Origin of the sequence: Fibrobacter sp. HC4 (genome assembly GCF_023373925.1) — a bacterium.
GTDB lineage: Bacteria > Fibrobacterota > Fibrobacteria > Fibrobacterales > Fibrobacteraceae > Fibrobacter.
The window spans coordinates 154,730-167,814 of record NZ_JALCZV010000003.1 but is presented as its reverse complement, the minus strand read 5'-3'; the positions used below and the strand labels follow the sequence as shown (position 1 = coordinate 167,814).

Genomic DNA, 13,085 nt, shown 5'->3' with positions numbered 1-13,085 from the left:
TTTTTTGTTTCAGAATTAAACAGCTTTTTGTTTCAAAAGTGAACATTTACTCCATATATAAGGGCTGCAGCCCCCATTTACGGCATTGGCACAAAAATTGCTAAATTTGGGCGAAACAAAAATAGGCCCCCAAGGCCAACAGTTTAAACAATAGGGTTTCCCGAACGTGGAGCCCGCAACAAAGGACAGAAAAATGATCAAGCCTTTAGCAGATCGCATCGTTGTAAAGCCGGCTGAAGCCGAACAGAAGACCTCCTCCGGCCTCTTCATCCCGGATAACGCCAAGGAAAAGCCCATGCAGGGTAAGGTCGTGGCAGTAGGCCCGGGCCGCAAGACTGAAAATGGCGAAACCGTTGCTATGGAAGTCAAGGTTGGCGACGTGGTTATCTACGGCAAGTACAGCGGCACCGAAATCTCCGTCGAAGGCGAAAACTACCTGATCATCAAGGAATCCGACATCTTCGCAACTCTTTAATAGAAGCGAGGTCGCTTCGCTCTGAGGTATGAGGGCGCATTCCTGCGGAATGCTTTGAGGTTAAAAGGCTATAAGCCGCAATCATAAACCTCCAGGCGCGAAGCGCCGACCTCAAGCCCCAAAGTGCCGCAGGCACGACCCCATCCCAAGAATTTTAAATAAGGAAAAAGAAAAATGGCAAAACAGTTGAAGTTTGATGTGGCTGCCCGTGAATCCCTCATGAACGGCGTCGATAAGCTGGCAAACGCAGTTAAGGTTACTCTCGGCCCCAAGGGTCGTAACGTCATGATCGCCAAGGCATTTGGCGCACCCAACGTCACCAAGGACGGCGTTTCCGTCGCTAAGGAAGTTGAACTGGAAGACGCTTACGAAAACCTGGGCGCACAGATGGCCAAGGAAGTAGCAAACAAGACTTCTGACACCGCTGGCGACGGCACCACCACCGCAACCGTTCTCGCTCAGGCAATCACTCGCGAAGGCCTCAAGAACGTTGCCGCAGGCGCAAACCCCATGGACATCAAGCGCGGTATGGACGCTGCAGTTGACGCTGTCATCGAAGAAATCGGCAAGATGGCTGTGAAGATCAACGGCAAGGAACACATCGCTCAGGTTGCTACCATTTCCGCTAACAACGATCCGGAAATCGGCGACCTCCTGGCCAATGCTATGGAAAAGGTCGGTAACGACGGCGTTATCACCATCGAAGAATCCAAGACTGCAGAAACCATCCTCGACGTCGTCGAAGGTATGCAGTTCGATCGCGGTTACCTGTCTCCCTACTTCGTCACCAACACTGACAGCATGGAAGCAGCCCTCGAAGCTCCTTACATCCTCCTTTACGACAAGAAGATCTCCACCATGAAGGACCTCCTCCCCATGCTGGAATTCGTCGCAAAGCAGGGCAAGCCTCTCCTCATCATCGCTGAAGATGTTGACGGCGAAGCTCTCGCAACTCTCGTTGTGAACAAGATGCGCGGCACCCTGAAGGTGGCAGCCGTTAAGGCTCCGGGCTTCGGCGACCGTCGTAAGGCAATGCTGGAAGACATCGCTATCCTCACCGGCGGTATGCTGGTTTCCGAAGACACCGGCGCTAAGCTGGAAGACGCTCCGGTTACCGTCCTCGGTCAGGCAAAGTCCATCGTTATCACCAAGGACAACACCACCATCGTCGAAGGTGCTGGCGACGCCGCTTCCATCAAGGGCCGTATCGCCCAGATCAAGAAGCAGATCGAAGCTACCACTAGCGACTATGACCGCGAAAAGCTCCAGGAACGTCTCGCAAAGCTCGCTGGCGGCGTTGCAGTGATCAAGGTCGGTGCTGCTACCGAAGTTGAAATGAAGGAAAAGAAGGACCGCGTTGACGATGCTATGCACGCTACCCGCGCAGCCGTCGAAGAAGGTATCGTTCCGGGTGGTGGCGTTGCTCTCATCCGCGCAGCCAAGGCTGTCGAAGCCCTCAAGCTCACCAACGACGACCAGAAGACTGGTGCCGCTATCATCAAGCGCGCTATCGAAGAACCTCTCCGTCAGATCGTCGCAAACGCTGGTGGCGAAGGCTCCGTCGTTGTGAACAAGGTTAAGGAAGGTAAGGACGGCTTCGGCTACAACGCCAAGACCGATACTTACGAAGACCTGATCAAGGCTGGCGTTATCGATCCGGCTAAGGTTACCCGTACCGCTCTCAAGAACGCATCCTCCATCGCTTCCATGATCCTGACCACCGACTGCGTGATCACCGAAAAGAAGGAAGCCAAGCCGGCAGCACCCGCTATGGATCCTTCCATGGGCATGGGCGGCATGATGTAATAAAGCCTTCTCGCGGGGTCTCCCCCGCGATCTAGGATTTTATCCCTTTACGAACAAAGGGCTGCGGTTTAAAACCGCAGCCCTTTTTCTGTATGCTTTGTTCTTTCTGGCTACTTCTTCTTAAGCCATGCCTGGCAAAGGAACATGGAGAATACCACGCTGGTAATCAGGAAAATGAAGATGCCTAGGCAAGCCAGGTCACCGATGCCCTTCAGGCCGCGATGGGTGGTAAAGAGGAAGCCCACGAAGCCGGCGATAGTGGTCATGGAGCTGGCCATCACGTTACGGCCGGTGTTGTCCATAAGCTGGCGGAGGGTCATGTTCTTGTCGGACATCCAAGAGGTAATGAAGTGGATGGTGGCGTCGATGCCGATACCCAGGGTCATGGGAATGACGATCACATTATAAATGCTGATCTTGCCGAAATCCAGGAAGTGGGTCAAGGCGCCAAGTACGCCCAGAGTCAGCAAGGTGCCCATGCCGAAGGAAATGCAGCCGCTAATGAAGAGCTTGGGCTTGCGGAAGGACACGGCCAAGGTTCCGAAGATCACCAGGATGATGGCCAGGGCCAGGCGGAAGCTGTCCTGCTTCACGGATTCAATCACGTCAGAGAGAATGAACTGGGAAGAGAAGGTGCGCAGGTCTTCGCCGTCGAAGTTCCAGTGGCCATAACGTTCCTGGAAGCGGTGCAGGGCGTGGGCATCCCAGCTGGGGAAGTCACCGTAGATAAAGCCGATCTTGCCATAGGAGCCATCCTTTTCGCGGAGGAGGTCCAGAGTCCAGCTAGGAACGTCTTCGGGAGTGAAGGATTCCTCGACCTTGGCCAGCTGACGGAGAGAAGCGATGTTTGCGGAATCCTCGCCTTCGGCGCGGTCAAAGACACGGGCTTCTGCCAGGTCGCGAATTTCCTCGATGATTTCGAGGCGGGCCTTCTGGGAATCCATAGGCGGCACAAAGCTCTTCAAGGTCAGGAAGCTACCCAGGGTAGAATCCTTTTCCACATGGAGTCGGACCATCAAGGTATCGTACAGCATATCAAGCTGTTCGGGCTTGGAACCCATGACGGCGGCCGGAGTGGATGTCACGGCACGGTTGGTGGCACGGGTCACCTTGGTAGAAATCTTGTTCTTGGAAGTCTTTACCGTGGTAGAAACGCGGCGCAGGTTGCGCATGTTGTGTTCGAAGTCCACATCCTGGGCAAAGTACAGGGAGATGCCACCAAGAATGAAGCCGATAATGGCCGCATACTTAAAGAAGTTAAAGACTTGCTTGTCGCTCCAGGACTTGGGAAGCAGACTGTTATTAGGTGCAGCGGGAATACCGCCCATGCATCTGATAAATACAGGCAGCACCAGCAAGGAGGTCAGCATACTGAACAGCACACCGCAAGAAGCCACCACGCCGAATTCATAGAAGCCGCGGAAGTGTGCAGCAAGCAAGGTCAGGAAGGCTGCGATGGTGGTGAAACTTGCCAGAATGAAAGGCTTCATCATTTTCTGCTGGGCCATTTCCAGCACTTCTTCCAAAGAGGCGTTCTTGCTCAGCAGCTTTTGTGCCGTACCCAAAATATGGATGGAGTAGTCAATACCGATACCCAAGATAATGGAAGCCACAAAAACGGTAAAGGGGTTCATCTTGCCGTACAGCAGGGCGGTAAATGCCAGGGTAGGAATGCAGGCGTACAGCACAGAGGCAGTCACCAGCACAGGGCCCTTCACGCTGCGGAAGAACACCATGGTCAAGATGAAGATCAGGACAAGGCTAATGCCGAAGGAGAAGATACTGTCGTTAGCAACTTCATCCACTTCCTTCAGACCTTCGTAAGTACCTTCAACAGTAAAACGGGTAGGCACGGGGTAAGTCTTGGAACCGAAGTAGCTCAACAGGGAATCGGTGCTTGCCAGAATATGGGTCACGAATTCATAGTCGGTAGAAGGCTTGATCAGTTTGGCGTTCACCACACCGTTAAAGAGGATCTTGCCATCATAGTCTTCCGGAGGAGGAGTGCCGATCAGGCGAGTTTTCAGATGAGCCGGCAAGAAAGCCTTGGGATTCCATTCTTCGCCAGACTTTGCCTGCTGCAAGGTATCATCCTTGGCCTTCTTCTTGAAGAAGGAATCAAAGGCGCTAACCGCTTCTTCGGGGAGGCCCAGTTCCTGCGGGAGGTTGGCGTCAAACCAGACACGTTCTTTCTTTTCAGCAGAGGCAGAACTGTCGGACAGACCATCCATCAGGTCAACCACCAGAGGACCATTCTTGCGGCCGATTTCCAGCTGCAGATCTTCAAGATTGTCGCGGATGCGTTCCAGATGCTTCGAAGGCAGGTAAAGCAGGGCGTTATCCTTGAAGAACTGGTTGTCGTTATCGACCTGAGTCGAGACGAAATCGCCAGTCCAGTTCTTGTGGATGTATGCACTGATAGAATCCTGCAGGGCGGCAACGAGTTCGACGTCTTCGCTCTGGATGGCAATCATGAAACGGTCCGTACTACCGAAACGGCTGAAGGATTCCTGCAGAGCCTTGACGCTAGGCGTATCTTCCGGCAGCAAGTGGGACAAGTCCGCATCCAGCTTAAGACCAGGCTTAAACAGGATGGGAATGGCACAGAGTACCGCCAACACCAGGTAGAAGGCCAGAGCCTTGAACTTGTTTCTGCAAATCAGCGGGATATACCAGCCAGAAAATTTTTCAGTAAACGATTTCTTATTCATTTTACCATCCATCAGAAGACCTCCTATCCTCTTCTTTTCAAACACTTTTCCTAGAACATCTTGCGGGCTTTCTTAGCCCCACCGGCGGACGTGGCCGGGCTGCTTGCCGCACCCTTGTTACTAAAGAGGGTGGCATCGTCAGCAGACTTGGTCTTCACTTCGAAGTGGTTACCGTCGCAAGTTTCAGTAGGGGCATAACCAGCGGTATACAGGCAGACGGTCTTTTCGGAGCAGAACTCACCGGCTGCCTTACCCGTGTGGTTGCAAACGCCCTTGCTTACAACGCCGGAGGGAACCGGGAAGGGCTTGCGGGGCAGATCCTTATGCAGTTCCTTCATCACGGCAATCCAGACAGGCAGGGCATCTTCAGTACCGGTATGACCTGCACCCAGGGAACCCGGATTATCGGAGCCAACCCAGACACCCATGGTGTACTGCTTCGTGAAACCGATATACCAGCAGTCCGTGTAATCGTTTGTGGTACCCGTCTTACCACCACTGGGATGGGTAAAGCCGTTGGCATACACACGGGCGGCAGTACCGCGAATGTTCACGTCCTTCAGAATGTCCACCATCAGGTAGGCAGAAGCCGGGCGCAGCACTTCGTGTTCCACCTTGGAGTTACGTTCGATCACTTCGCCGTTGCGGTCCACGATAGATTCGATCATGTAAGGTTCAATACGGTTACCGCCATTGGGGAACACTGTATAGGCAGACGTCATTTCCATCAGGGTTGCACCCACGGAACCCAGAGCCAAGCTAGGCACAGCCATCAACGGAGCGCGAACGATACCGAACTTGCGGGCGTAGTTCACCACATTGTTCAGGCCGTACTTCATACCCGTCAAAATAGCAGGCAGGTTCTTGGAACGGTACAGGGCGCGGCGGAGCGTCATCATACCTTCGAAGTCATGTTCGAAGTTGGCCGGACGCCACACCTTGTTGGGGTTCTTGTCATCCGGGTCGGGAATGCTCACAGGCTGGTCGTTCACGGAGTCGCAGGGGCTTGCACCGTTATCCATTGCGGTGGAATAGACGATGGGCTTGAAAGAAGAACCAGGCTGACGCAAGGACTGTACGGCACGATTCCAGCGGGAGGCGTTCCAGTCGCTACCACCCACCATGGCACGGATTGCGCCCGTCTCGTTTTCGATAAGGATGGCGGCCACTTCGGCATGATGATAGCGGATACTATCCGGATAACGGCGCTTGGTCAAGTCGGCAGCGGTATCGGCAGCCAGATAATTCTTCTTGAAATCGGCATAAATGCTATCGAAGTGTGCCACCACGCTATCTTCGGGCATATCATACTTCTTGGTCAAGAGCAGACGGCGTGTGGTGCGGTACTTGACGCGGCGGCGAACCTTTTCCACCTGCACGCGGGCAACGCTATCGGCATAAGCCTGGATGGCCGGGTCGATGGTACTATTAATAGTCACACCATCGGCATAGAGGGAGTTTTCGCCATACTTCTTTTCCATGTACTTACGGATTTCTTCGTAGAAGTACAGGCCGGCATCGTTATTCACTTCCTTCTTGGCCAGGGTGATCGGAGTTTCGATATATTTATGATAATCATCATTATTGATGTAGCCGGCATCGCGCATGGCATAGAGCACCGTGTTGCGGCGTTCCAGTGAAGCCTTGGGATGACGGTCGGGGCGGTAAGCTTCCGGACGCTGGAGCATACCGGCAAGAACAGCATATTCAGGAATGGTCAGACTGTCCAGGGGGCGACCGAAGTAGAACTTGCCTGCAGCCTGGAAACCATAGTTACCGCCAGACAGGTAAACTTCATTCATGTAGAATTCAAGAATTTCCTTCTTGGTATAAGTCTGTTCGATGCGGATGGCGGTCATCATTTCCTTGATCTTACGGGAAATGGTTCGTTCCGGCGTCAGGAACAGGAGCTTGGTCAGCTGCTGGGTCAAGGTAGAGGCACCGCGGAGCTTCTTGCCCGAGGTCGCACTTTCCAGAATGGCAGACGGAATCGCCCACACGTTCATACCCCAGTGATCATAGAAGGCACGGTCTTCGGTAGCCATCACCGCATGGATCGCATCTTCCGGAATCGAGTCGAAGGGAGTCCATTCGCGACGTTCCACGAAATACTCGTGGGCAATTTCGCCGTTCATGTCGTTAATCTTCGTAACCAGCTTGGGATTGATCTGCTCCAGCTGAGAAAGGGAGGGCAGCTCCGGCGCAAAGTGGTTGTACACCGCCACAACCGTCACAAAAGCGATAATCACCGGCAAAGCCAGGATTCCGAGCCAAATCAGCACCTTTTTATCGGTGAACCAGCCCTTCAAAATCTGAAGGACATTCATTAGGACAGCTTTAACTTTATTCATTATAATATATAAGGTTAAAAATTTTGGGACAAAGATAGCTAATACGAGAACATCATACCTTTAAGGAACATGAAAAGAGGGGTCTAAAGCCCCCCATAAAAACTTTTTTCAAAAAAAATCATTTTTTTTAGGAATTACCCTTGACAAATATCGTGAATAATCTATCTTTGTGCGCGTTGAAAGACGAGAGTCAAACAACAAAACAAAAACGCGGATGTAGCCCAACTGGATAGAGCGTTTGGCTACGAACCAAAAGGCTCCAGGTTCGAGTCCTGGCACCCGCAGAAAAAGGCAGTAAGAGAAATCTTACTGCTTTTTTTCGTTTTATACCTCCCCAGACATTTTGTTTCAAAAACTTTTCAAACTGTCCTTCATTTTGCAAACAGTTGTTTGCACGGCGCGTTTAATTTTATTCTAAATTTACATACAAGGTTAAAAACAGGAACACATTATTACCCATACCACGCCGTGGAGGAAAAATGATCTACAAGCAAATCATCTTATCGAAAGTCATCCAGCACATTTTTCTCGCCAAACGTCAAAAAACAGGGCTAACCCAGCTGGGACTCGCCCTCAAATCCCATATTACCCGCCAGTTCATCTCCCAAGTCGAAAGCGGCAAGAGAGCCCCCTCTATTTTCACCATAAGCGTCCTAGCCACGGCCTGCAAAATGACCCTGACCGAACTATTCCAGGAAGTGGACAAACTGTACAATTTTTACGAAATGGAAGACAAATGCAGGGCTTCGGAACCGGCCAAGATCGCAGCTTCGCCAAACCGTTGCAACGACTACATCGAAAACATCAGACACAAGTCACAGCCGTAATCTACGACCCTTAACAAAAAGGCTATTTTTTACTATCTTTGCGACCTATGGAATGGCCGCGCAACATAAAAACACTTACCACAGACGAACTGAAAGCTTGGCTTAGGGACGTCGACGAAAAGCCTTTTAGAGCAGACCAGATTCAGAAATGGCTGTTCTGCCAGCAGGTCCGTTCCTACGACGAAATGGTGAATATTTCACCCGCACTTCGCGAAAAGTTGGCAAACCAGTTTGAGCTGCGCTCCCTCAAGGAAGACCAGCACATGGTTTCCGTAGACGGAACCGTCAAATGGTTGTTCGAAACCCATGACGGATATCACATCGAAACCGTGATGATCCCCGCCAACGGTCGTTTTTCTGTTTGCGTTTCTACCCAGGTGGGCTGCGCCATGAACTGCGCATTCTGCCGCACCGCCAAGATGGGCTTCTTCCGCAATCTCGAAGCCGGCGAAATCCTCGAAGAAATCCTGAACGTCAACTGGTACCTGAAAGACAACAACATCTTCAACGAAGAAGGTCAGATCGCCCAGGTCACCAACATCATCTTCATGGGCATGGGCGAACCCCTGAACAACCTGGAAAACGTACACCGAGTCTGCTGCACTCTGCACAACCAGAAGCTGTTCAACATGGGCTCCAAGCGCATGACCGTCAGCACCAGCGGCGTCGTCCCCCGCATCAAGGAACTGGTGGACCGCAACACGCCCTGCTGCCTGGCCATCAGCCTGAACAGCACCAATAACGAATACCGTTCTTCCGTCATGCCGGTAAATGACCTCTGGCCCATCGAAAAACTTTTGGAAGCGGTAGACGAATATATCCGTAGAACCGATAATTATGTGACGTTCGAATTCGTTCTGATCCAGAACATCACCTGTACGCCCAAGGCCGCCAAGGAACTGATCCGCATTTGCGCTCCCCGACGCGTCAAGGTGAACGCCATCATCTTAAACGATGGCGACGACCCGAACCTGCACGCCCCTACCCCCGAAGAAGTGGACACCTTCCTCGCCGCGGTCCGAGCAGCCCAGGTCCAGATCACCATCCGTACCGCCCGTGGCCGCGACATTCTGGCCGCCTGCGGACAGCTGGCCTACAAGAAGAACAAGGACAACCAGGAAGCATTTGAAAGAGGCCACAGCCTCCCCGACGCAAAGCCCAGGCAGGACTAACAAGGTTCGGCACAGGGCTCCAGGACGGAATCAAATTTGGAATTAGGATAAGTAATTAGCAAGAGAAACAAACAGGAAGGTAAATAATGTTGACACAAAACCTCCCGGAATTTTGGGATAATCTTTACGCAGAAGGCAAGGACTATTGGAACACCAAGAAGGCTACCCCTGCCCTGCTGGAATTTTTCAAGAACCCCTCCTGCCCCGCTACCGGCTCCGTGCTGGTTCCTGGCGCAGGCTTTGGTTACGACGCCGAAGCATGGGCCATGCGTGGCCATGACGTTCTGGCAGTAGATTTCGCAGCAACCGCAGTCGATGAACTGGACCACTTGAGCCGCAAGCACAAGAACCTCCGTTCCCTGGACCTGGACCTGTTCACCCTTTCTCCCAAGGATCAGAAGCGTGGCGGCCAGCAGTTCGATATCGTGTACGATTACGGTACCTTCACTGCAATCCATCCGGGTCGTCGCGACGAATTCTTCGAAGTCTGCTACAAGATGCTGAAGGACGACGGCGTGCTGATTTCCCTCATGTACCCGCTGATGAACGGCAAGACCCTGCAGGGTCCTCCGCACTGCACCAGCGAAGGCGAACTGATGGCTCGTCTCGGCGGCGTTTTCGATGTGGTTGAACGCATCCCGGCCGTAAACAGCCTCCCCGACCGTGCAGGTAAGGAAGAATTCTGGATTCTCAAGAAGTGCCTGTAGTAGCATAAAGGTTATAGGCGAAAGGATAAAGGAGCGCGGTCATCCCGCGCCCTTTTTTTTCGCCGTAAACAGCCTACCGCCTTTAAACTTTAAACTTTATCCTTTAACCTTTTTTCTATCTTTTTCGCTGTAAATTTTTCACACTTTTAACGAGGTTATTATGGCTCAAGATTTATGCCCCTGTGGTTCCGGTAAAGAATATTGCGAATGCTGCGAACCGGTCATCAAGCAGACTGCTCTCGCCGCTTCTCCCGAAGCACTGATGCGTTCTCGCTACACCGCTTACGCCAAGCACGAAATCGCATGGCTCAAGGAATCCCTGGAAGCTACTCAGCGTTCCGATTTCGACGAAGCTAGCGTCGAAGCATGGAGCAAGGAATCCGAATGGCTGGGCATCGAAATCAAGCAGACCAAGACCGAAGAAGAAAAGAACATCGGCTGGGTCGAATTCGTAGCTCGCTTCAAGCAGGGCAACATCACCCGTAACCACCACGAACTGGGCGAATTCCACAAGGTTGGTGGCGCATGGTTCTTCTACGACGGCCGTGCAGTCAAGCAGGAAACCGTGAAGAAGACCGGTCCGGATGTCGGCCGTAACGATCCGTGCCCCTGCGGTTCTGGCAAGAAGTACAAGAAGTGCTGCGGCGCTGGTAAGTAACAACGGTATGAGGACGCACCTGCGGTGCTCTGAGGCATGAGGGCGGGCCAAAGGCCCTTTGAGCTAAGGAATAGCGGCTTCACTGCGACAATTTAACTTACCTCTAGCGAGCACAGCGAGCGACCTCAAAGCGACATCGTCGCGACCTCATCCCTGATTTCCTAAGGAATAAAAGCAATGTTCAAGATTTTTGTTGATGGCGAAGCTGGTACCACCGGTCTTCAGATTTATGATCGACTCGCAAAGCGTAACGATATCGAAGTTCTGCGCATTTCCCAGGAACTGCGTAAGGATACCGCCGAACGCCAGCGCCTGATCAATGAATCCGACGTGACTTTCCTGTGCCTGCCCGATGCAGCCGCCGTGGAAAGTGCAGCGCTCTGCACCAATCCGAACACCGTAATCATCGACGCTTCCACGGCTCACCGTGTGAACCCGGACTGGACTTACGGCATGCCCGAACTTTCTGCAGAACAGCGCAAGGCCATCAGCACAGCAAAGCGCATTGCTAACCCCGGTTGCCACGCCACAGGCTTTATCCTTGGCGTACACCCGCTGGTCGCAAGCGGCATTCTCCCCAAGTCCACAAACTTGGCAGCCTACAGCATCACCGGCTATTCCGGTGGCGGCAAGAAGCTCATCGCCGAATACGAAGACGAAAGCGCTCTTGGCCACAAGGCAGGAGAATCCCTCCCCATCATGGCTCCGGCACCTTACGCCCTGGCCCTTTCCCACAAGCACATTCCCGAAATGAAGAAGTACTGCGAACTGGAAAACACGCCCTTCTTCAATCCGGTGCTTGGTCCCTACTACAAGGGCATGGCCGTAACCGTAGCCCTCTTTGCAAACCAGCTTAGCAAGAAGGTTGGACCTCAGGACCTGACCGACATCCTCAAGGAACACTACGCAGGCTCCAACTTCGTAACCGTCATGCCTTACGAAGCAACCCCTGCAGAGACTCCGGCACTGATCAACGGCCGTCTGAACCCCACCATCTGCAACAACACAAATAATGCTTGCATCCAGGTTTTCGGTAACGAAACCGTCATGCAGGTTACAACAATCATCGACAATCTGGGCAAGGGCGCCAGCGGTGCCGCCATCCAGAACATGAACATCGCTCTCGGTCTCGACGAAACGTTAGGACTCTAACCCTGCGGCGAAGCCGCCTAACTCAAACTCAAAGGAGCGAAGCGACGAGCTCATACCTCGGACCTCGAAACCTGTTATGTTTTTAGACGAAAAATCAATCGAAGTGCGCTCCGGCAAGGGCGGTGACGGCATCTGCAGTTTCCACCGTGAAAAGTTTGTACCTCTGGGCGGCCCCGATGGCGGAGATGGCGGCCGTGGCGGTCATGTTATCCTCCAAGTCAACGAACAGTATTCCACCCTGCTGGACATGGGTAACGCACGTCTGTACAAGGCACGCCCCGGTCAAGCCGGCGGCGCCAAGCGCTGCACCGGCAGATCTGCAGAAGACCTCATCGTAGACGTACCCAAGGGAACTATCGTCAAGGATGCCGAAGGTCGAATTCTTGCAGACCTTACCGAAGACGGCCAGCGCTGGATTGCTGCCCGTGGCGGCAAGGGCGGCATGGGCAACCAGCACTTCGCCACCCCTTCTAACCAGGCACCTCGCAAATGCACTCCGGGCGAAGCAGGCGAAAAGCGCGAACTGTTCCTGGAACTGAAGCTCATGGCAGACGTCGGTCTGGTTGGCTTCCCCAACGCAGGCAAGTCCAGTCTGGTGAACAAGATTTCCAGCGGACGTCCCAAAGTGGGCGACTATCCCTTTACCACTCTGGAACCGGTGCTTGGCATCGTGCAGATGAACGGACACAGCTTTGTGGTGGCCGACATTCCGGGTCTCCTGGAAGGCGCCAGCGAAGGCAAGGGTCTGGGTCACCAGTTCCTGAAGCACATCGAACGCACTCACACTCTTTTGTTCGTAATCGACGGTTTTGCAGAAAACGCCTACGAACAGTTCACGGTTCTGAAGGGAGAACTGGCGGCATTCCACCCGAAGCTTGCCAAGAAGCCCTACGTAATCGCCCTGAACAAAAGTGACCTGGGCATTGAAGAGGCCATCAAACAGTTTGCGGAACATAAGGAAAAGGTTATCATCACCTCTGCCTTTACCGGTGAAGGTTGCATGGAACTCCGTGACGCCCTGGATCAGGCAGTCCCCCACGTCCAAAAGAAAAAGGTGGGCTGGGAAACCAGGAAGGTAGAAGCACCTGTCAAGAAGGCCGCCGCAAAGACTGCTGCCAAGGCAGAACGCAAGGCAGCAGCCAAGCCCGCATCCAAGACCACAAAGGCTCCTGCCAAGAAGGCTCCCGCAAAGAAGCCTACCGCAAAAAAGTCCAAGTAAGGTAAAA

General features: G+C 53.0%; 10 protein-coding genes and 1 tRNA gene. 9 read left to right on the top strand and 2 right to left on the bottom strand.

The features are described from left to right. The first annotated feature begins 193 nt into the window (after positions 1-193). Complete coding sequence (groES, locus tag MMG03_RS03100; protein ID WP_073156194.1) at positions 194-475, top strand: co-chaperone GroES; 282 nt, start codon at positions 194-196, stop codon at positions 473-475. 174 nt (positions 476-649) lie between these two features. Further along, the gene (gene groL, locus MMG03_RS03095) at positions 650-2,281 is read left to right on the top strand and encodes a chaperonin GroEL (RefSeq protein WP_073156191.1); all 1,632 of its coding nucleotides are present in this window, start codon (positions 650-652) and stop codon (positions 2,279-2,281) included. Between the two features lie 110 nt (positions 2,282-2,391). Here groL and MMG03_RS03090 read toward each other — a convergent pair whose 3' ends face one another. Next, the gene (locus MMG03_RS03090; RefSeq protein ID WP_073156751.1) at positions 2,392-4,992 is read right to left on the bottom strand and encodes an RND family transporter; all 2,601 of its coding nucleotides are present in this window, start codon (positions 4,990-4,992) and stop codon (positions 2,392-2,394) included. Positions 4,993-5,042: 50 nt separating this feature from the next. Next, the gene (locus tag MMG03_RS03085; protein ID WP_088665533.1) at positions 5,043-7,343 is read right to left on the bottom strand and encodes a penicillin-binding protein 1A; all 2,301 of its coding nucleotides are present in this window, start codon (positions 7,341-7,343) and stop codon (positions 5,043-5,045) included. Between the two features lie 210 nt (positions 7,344-7,553). Here MMG03_RS03085 and MMG03_RS03080 point away from each other — a divergent pair. From MMG03_RS03080 to obgE, 7 genes are all read left to right on the top strand, one after another. Further along, positions 7,554-7,627: transfer RNA gene (locus tag MMG03_RS03080), tRNA-Arg, on the top strand. Positions 7,628-7,822: 195 nt separating this feature from the next. Next, on the top strand, positions 7,823-8,170 hold the full coding sequence (locus MMG03_RS03075; RefSeq protein ID WP_249505600.1) for a helix-turn-helix domain-containing protein: 348 nt from the start codon (positions 7,823-7,825) through the stop codon (positions 8,168-8,170). Positions 8,171-8,217: 47 nt separating this feature from the next. After that, positions 8,218-9,342, top strand: a complete 1,125-nt coding sequence (gene rlmN / locus MMG03_RS03070; RefSeq protein WP_073156184.1) for a 23S rRNA (adenine(2503)-C(2))-methyltransferase RlmN — start codon at positions 8,218-8,220, stop codon at positions 9,340-9,342. Positions 9,343-9,428: 86 nt separating this feature from the next. Beyond that, positions 9,429-10,049: a methyltransferase gene (locus MMG03_RS03065; protein WP_073156181.1), complete on the top strand. Its 621-nt coding sequence runs from the start codon at positions 9,429-9,431 to the stop codon at positions 10,047-10,049. 160 nt (positions 10,050-10,209) lie between these two features. Then, positions 10,210-10,707, top strand: a complete 498-nt coding sequence (locus MMG03_RS03060) for a YchJ family protein (RefSeq protein ID WP_073156175.1) — start codon at positions 10,210-10,212, stop codon at positions 10,705-10,707. A gap of 177 nt (positions 10,708-10,884) precedes the next feature. After that, the gene (gene argC / locus MMG03_RS03055; RefSeq protein ID WP_073234051.1) at positions 10,885-11,859 is read left to right on the top strand and encodes an N-acetyl-gamma-glutamyl-phosphate reductase; all 975 of its coding nucleotides are present in this window, start codon (positions 10,885-10,887) and stop codon (positions 11,857-11,859) included. A 76-nt stretch (positions 11,860-11,935) separates the two neighbouring features. Then, a complete protein-coding gene (gene obgE, locus MMG03_RS03050) occupies positions 11,936-13,078 on the top strand; it encodes a GTPase ObgE (protein WP_249505599.1) in 1,143 nt (380 codons plus the stop codon). The last annotated feature ends 7 nt before the right edge of the window (positions 13,079-13,085 follow it).

Bases quoted from the DNA above. Each gene is read 5' to 3' on its own strand.
- groES (WP_073156194.1), top strand. From the start codon at position 194: ATGATCAAGCCTTTAGCAGATCGCATCGTTGTAAAGCCGGCTGAAGCC.
- groL (WP_073156191.1), top strand. From the start codon at position 650: ATGGCAAAACAGTTGAAGTTTGATGTGGCTGCCCGTGAATCCCTCATG.
- MMG03_RS03090 (WP_073156751.1), bottom strand. From the start codon at position 4,992: ATGAATAAGAAATCGTTTACTGAAAAATTTTCTGGCTGGTATATCCCG.
- MMG03_RS03085 (WP_088665533.1), bottom strand. From the start codon at position 7,343: ATGAATAAAGTTAAAGCTGTCCTAATGAATGTCCTTCAGATTTTGAAG.
- MMG03_RS03075 (WP_249505600.1), top strand. From the start codon at position 7,823: ATGATCTACAAGCAAATCATCTTATCGAAAGTCATCCAGCACATTTTT.
- rlmN (WP_073156184.1), top strand. From the start codon at position 8,218: ATGGAATGGCCGCGCAACATAAAAACACTTACCACAGACGAACTGAAA.
- MMG03_RS03065 (WP_073156181.1), top strand. From the start codon at position 9,429: ATGTTGACACAAAACCTCCCGGAATTTTGGGATAATCTTTACGCAGAA.
- MMG03_RS03060 (WP_073156175.1), top strand. From the start codon at position 10,210: ATGGCTCAAGATTTATGCCCCTGTGGTTCCGGTAAAGAATATTGCGAA.
- argC (WP_073234051.1), top strand. From the start codon at position 10,885: ATGTTCAAGATTTTTGTTGATGGCGAAGCTGGTACCACCGGTCTTCAG.
- obgE (WP_249505599.1), top strand. From the start codon at position 11,936: ATGTTTTTAGACGAAAAATCAATCGAAGTGCGCTCCGGCAAGGGCGGT.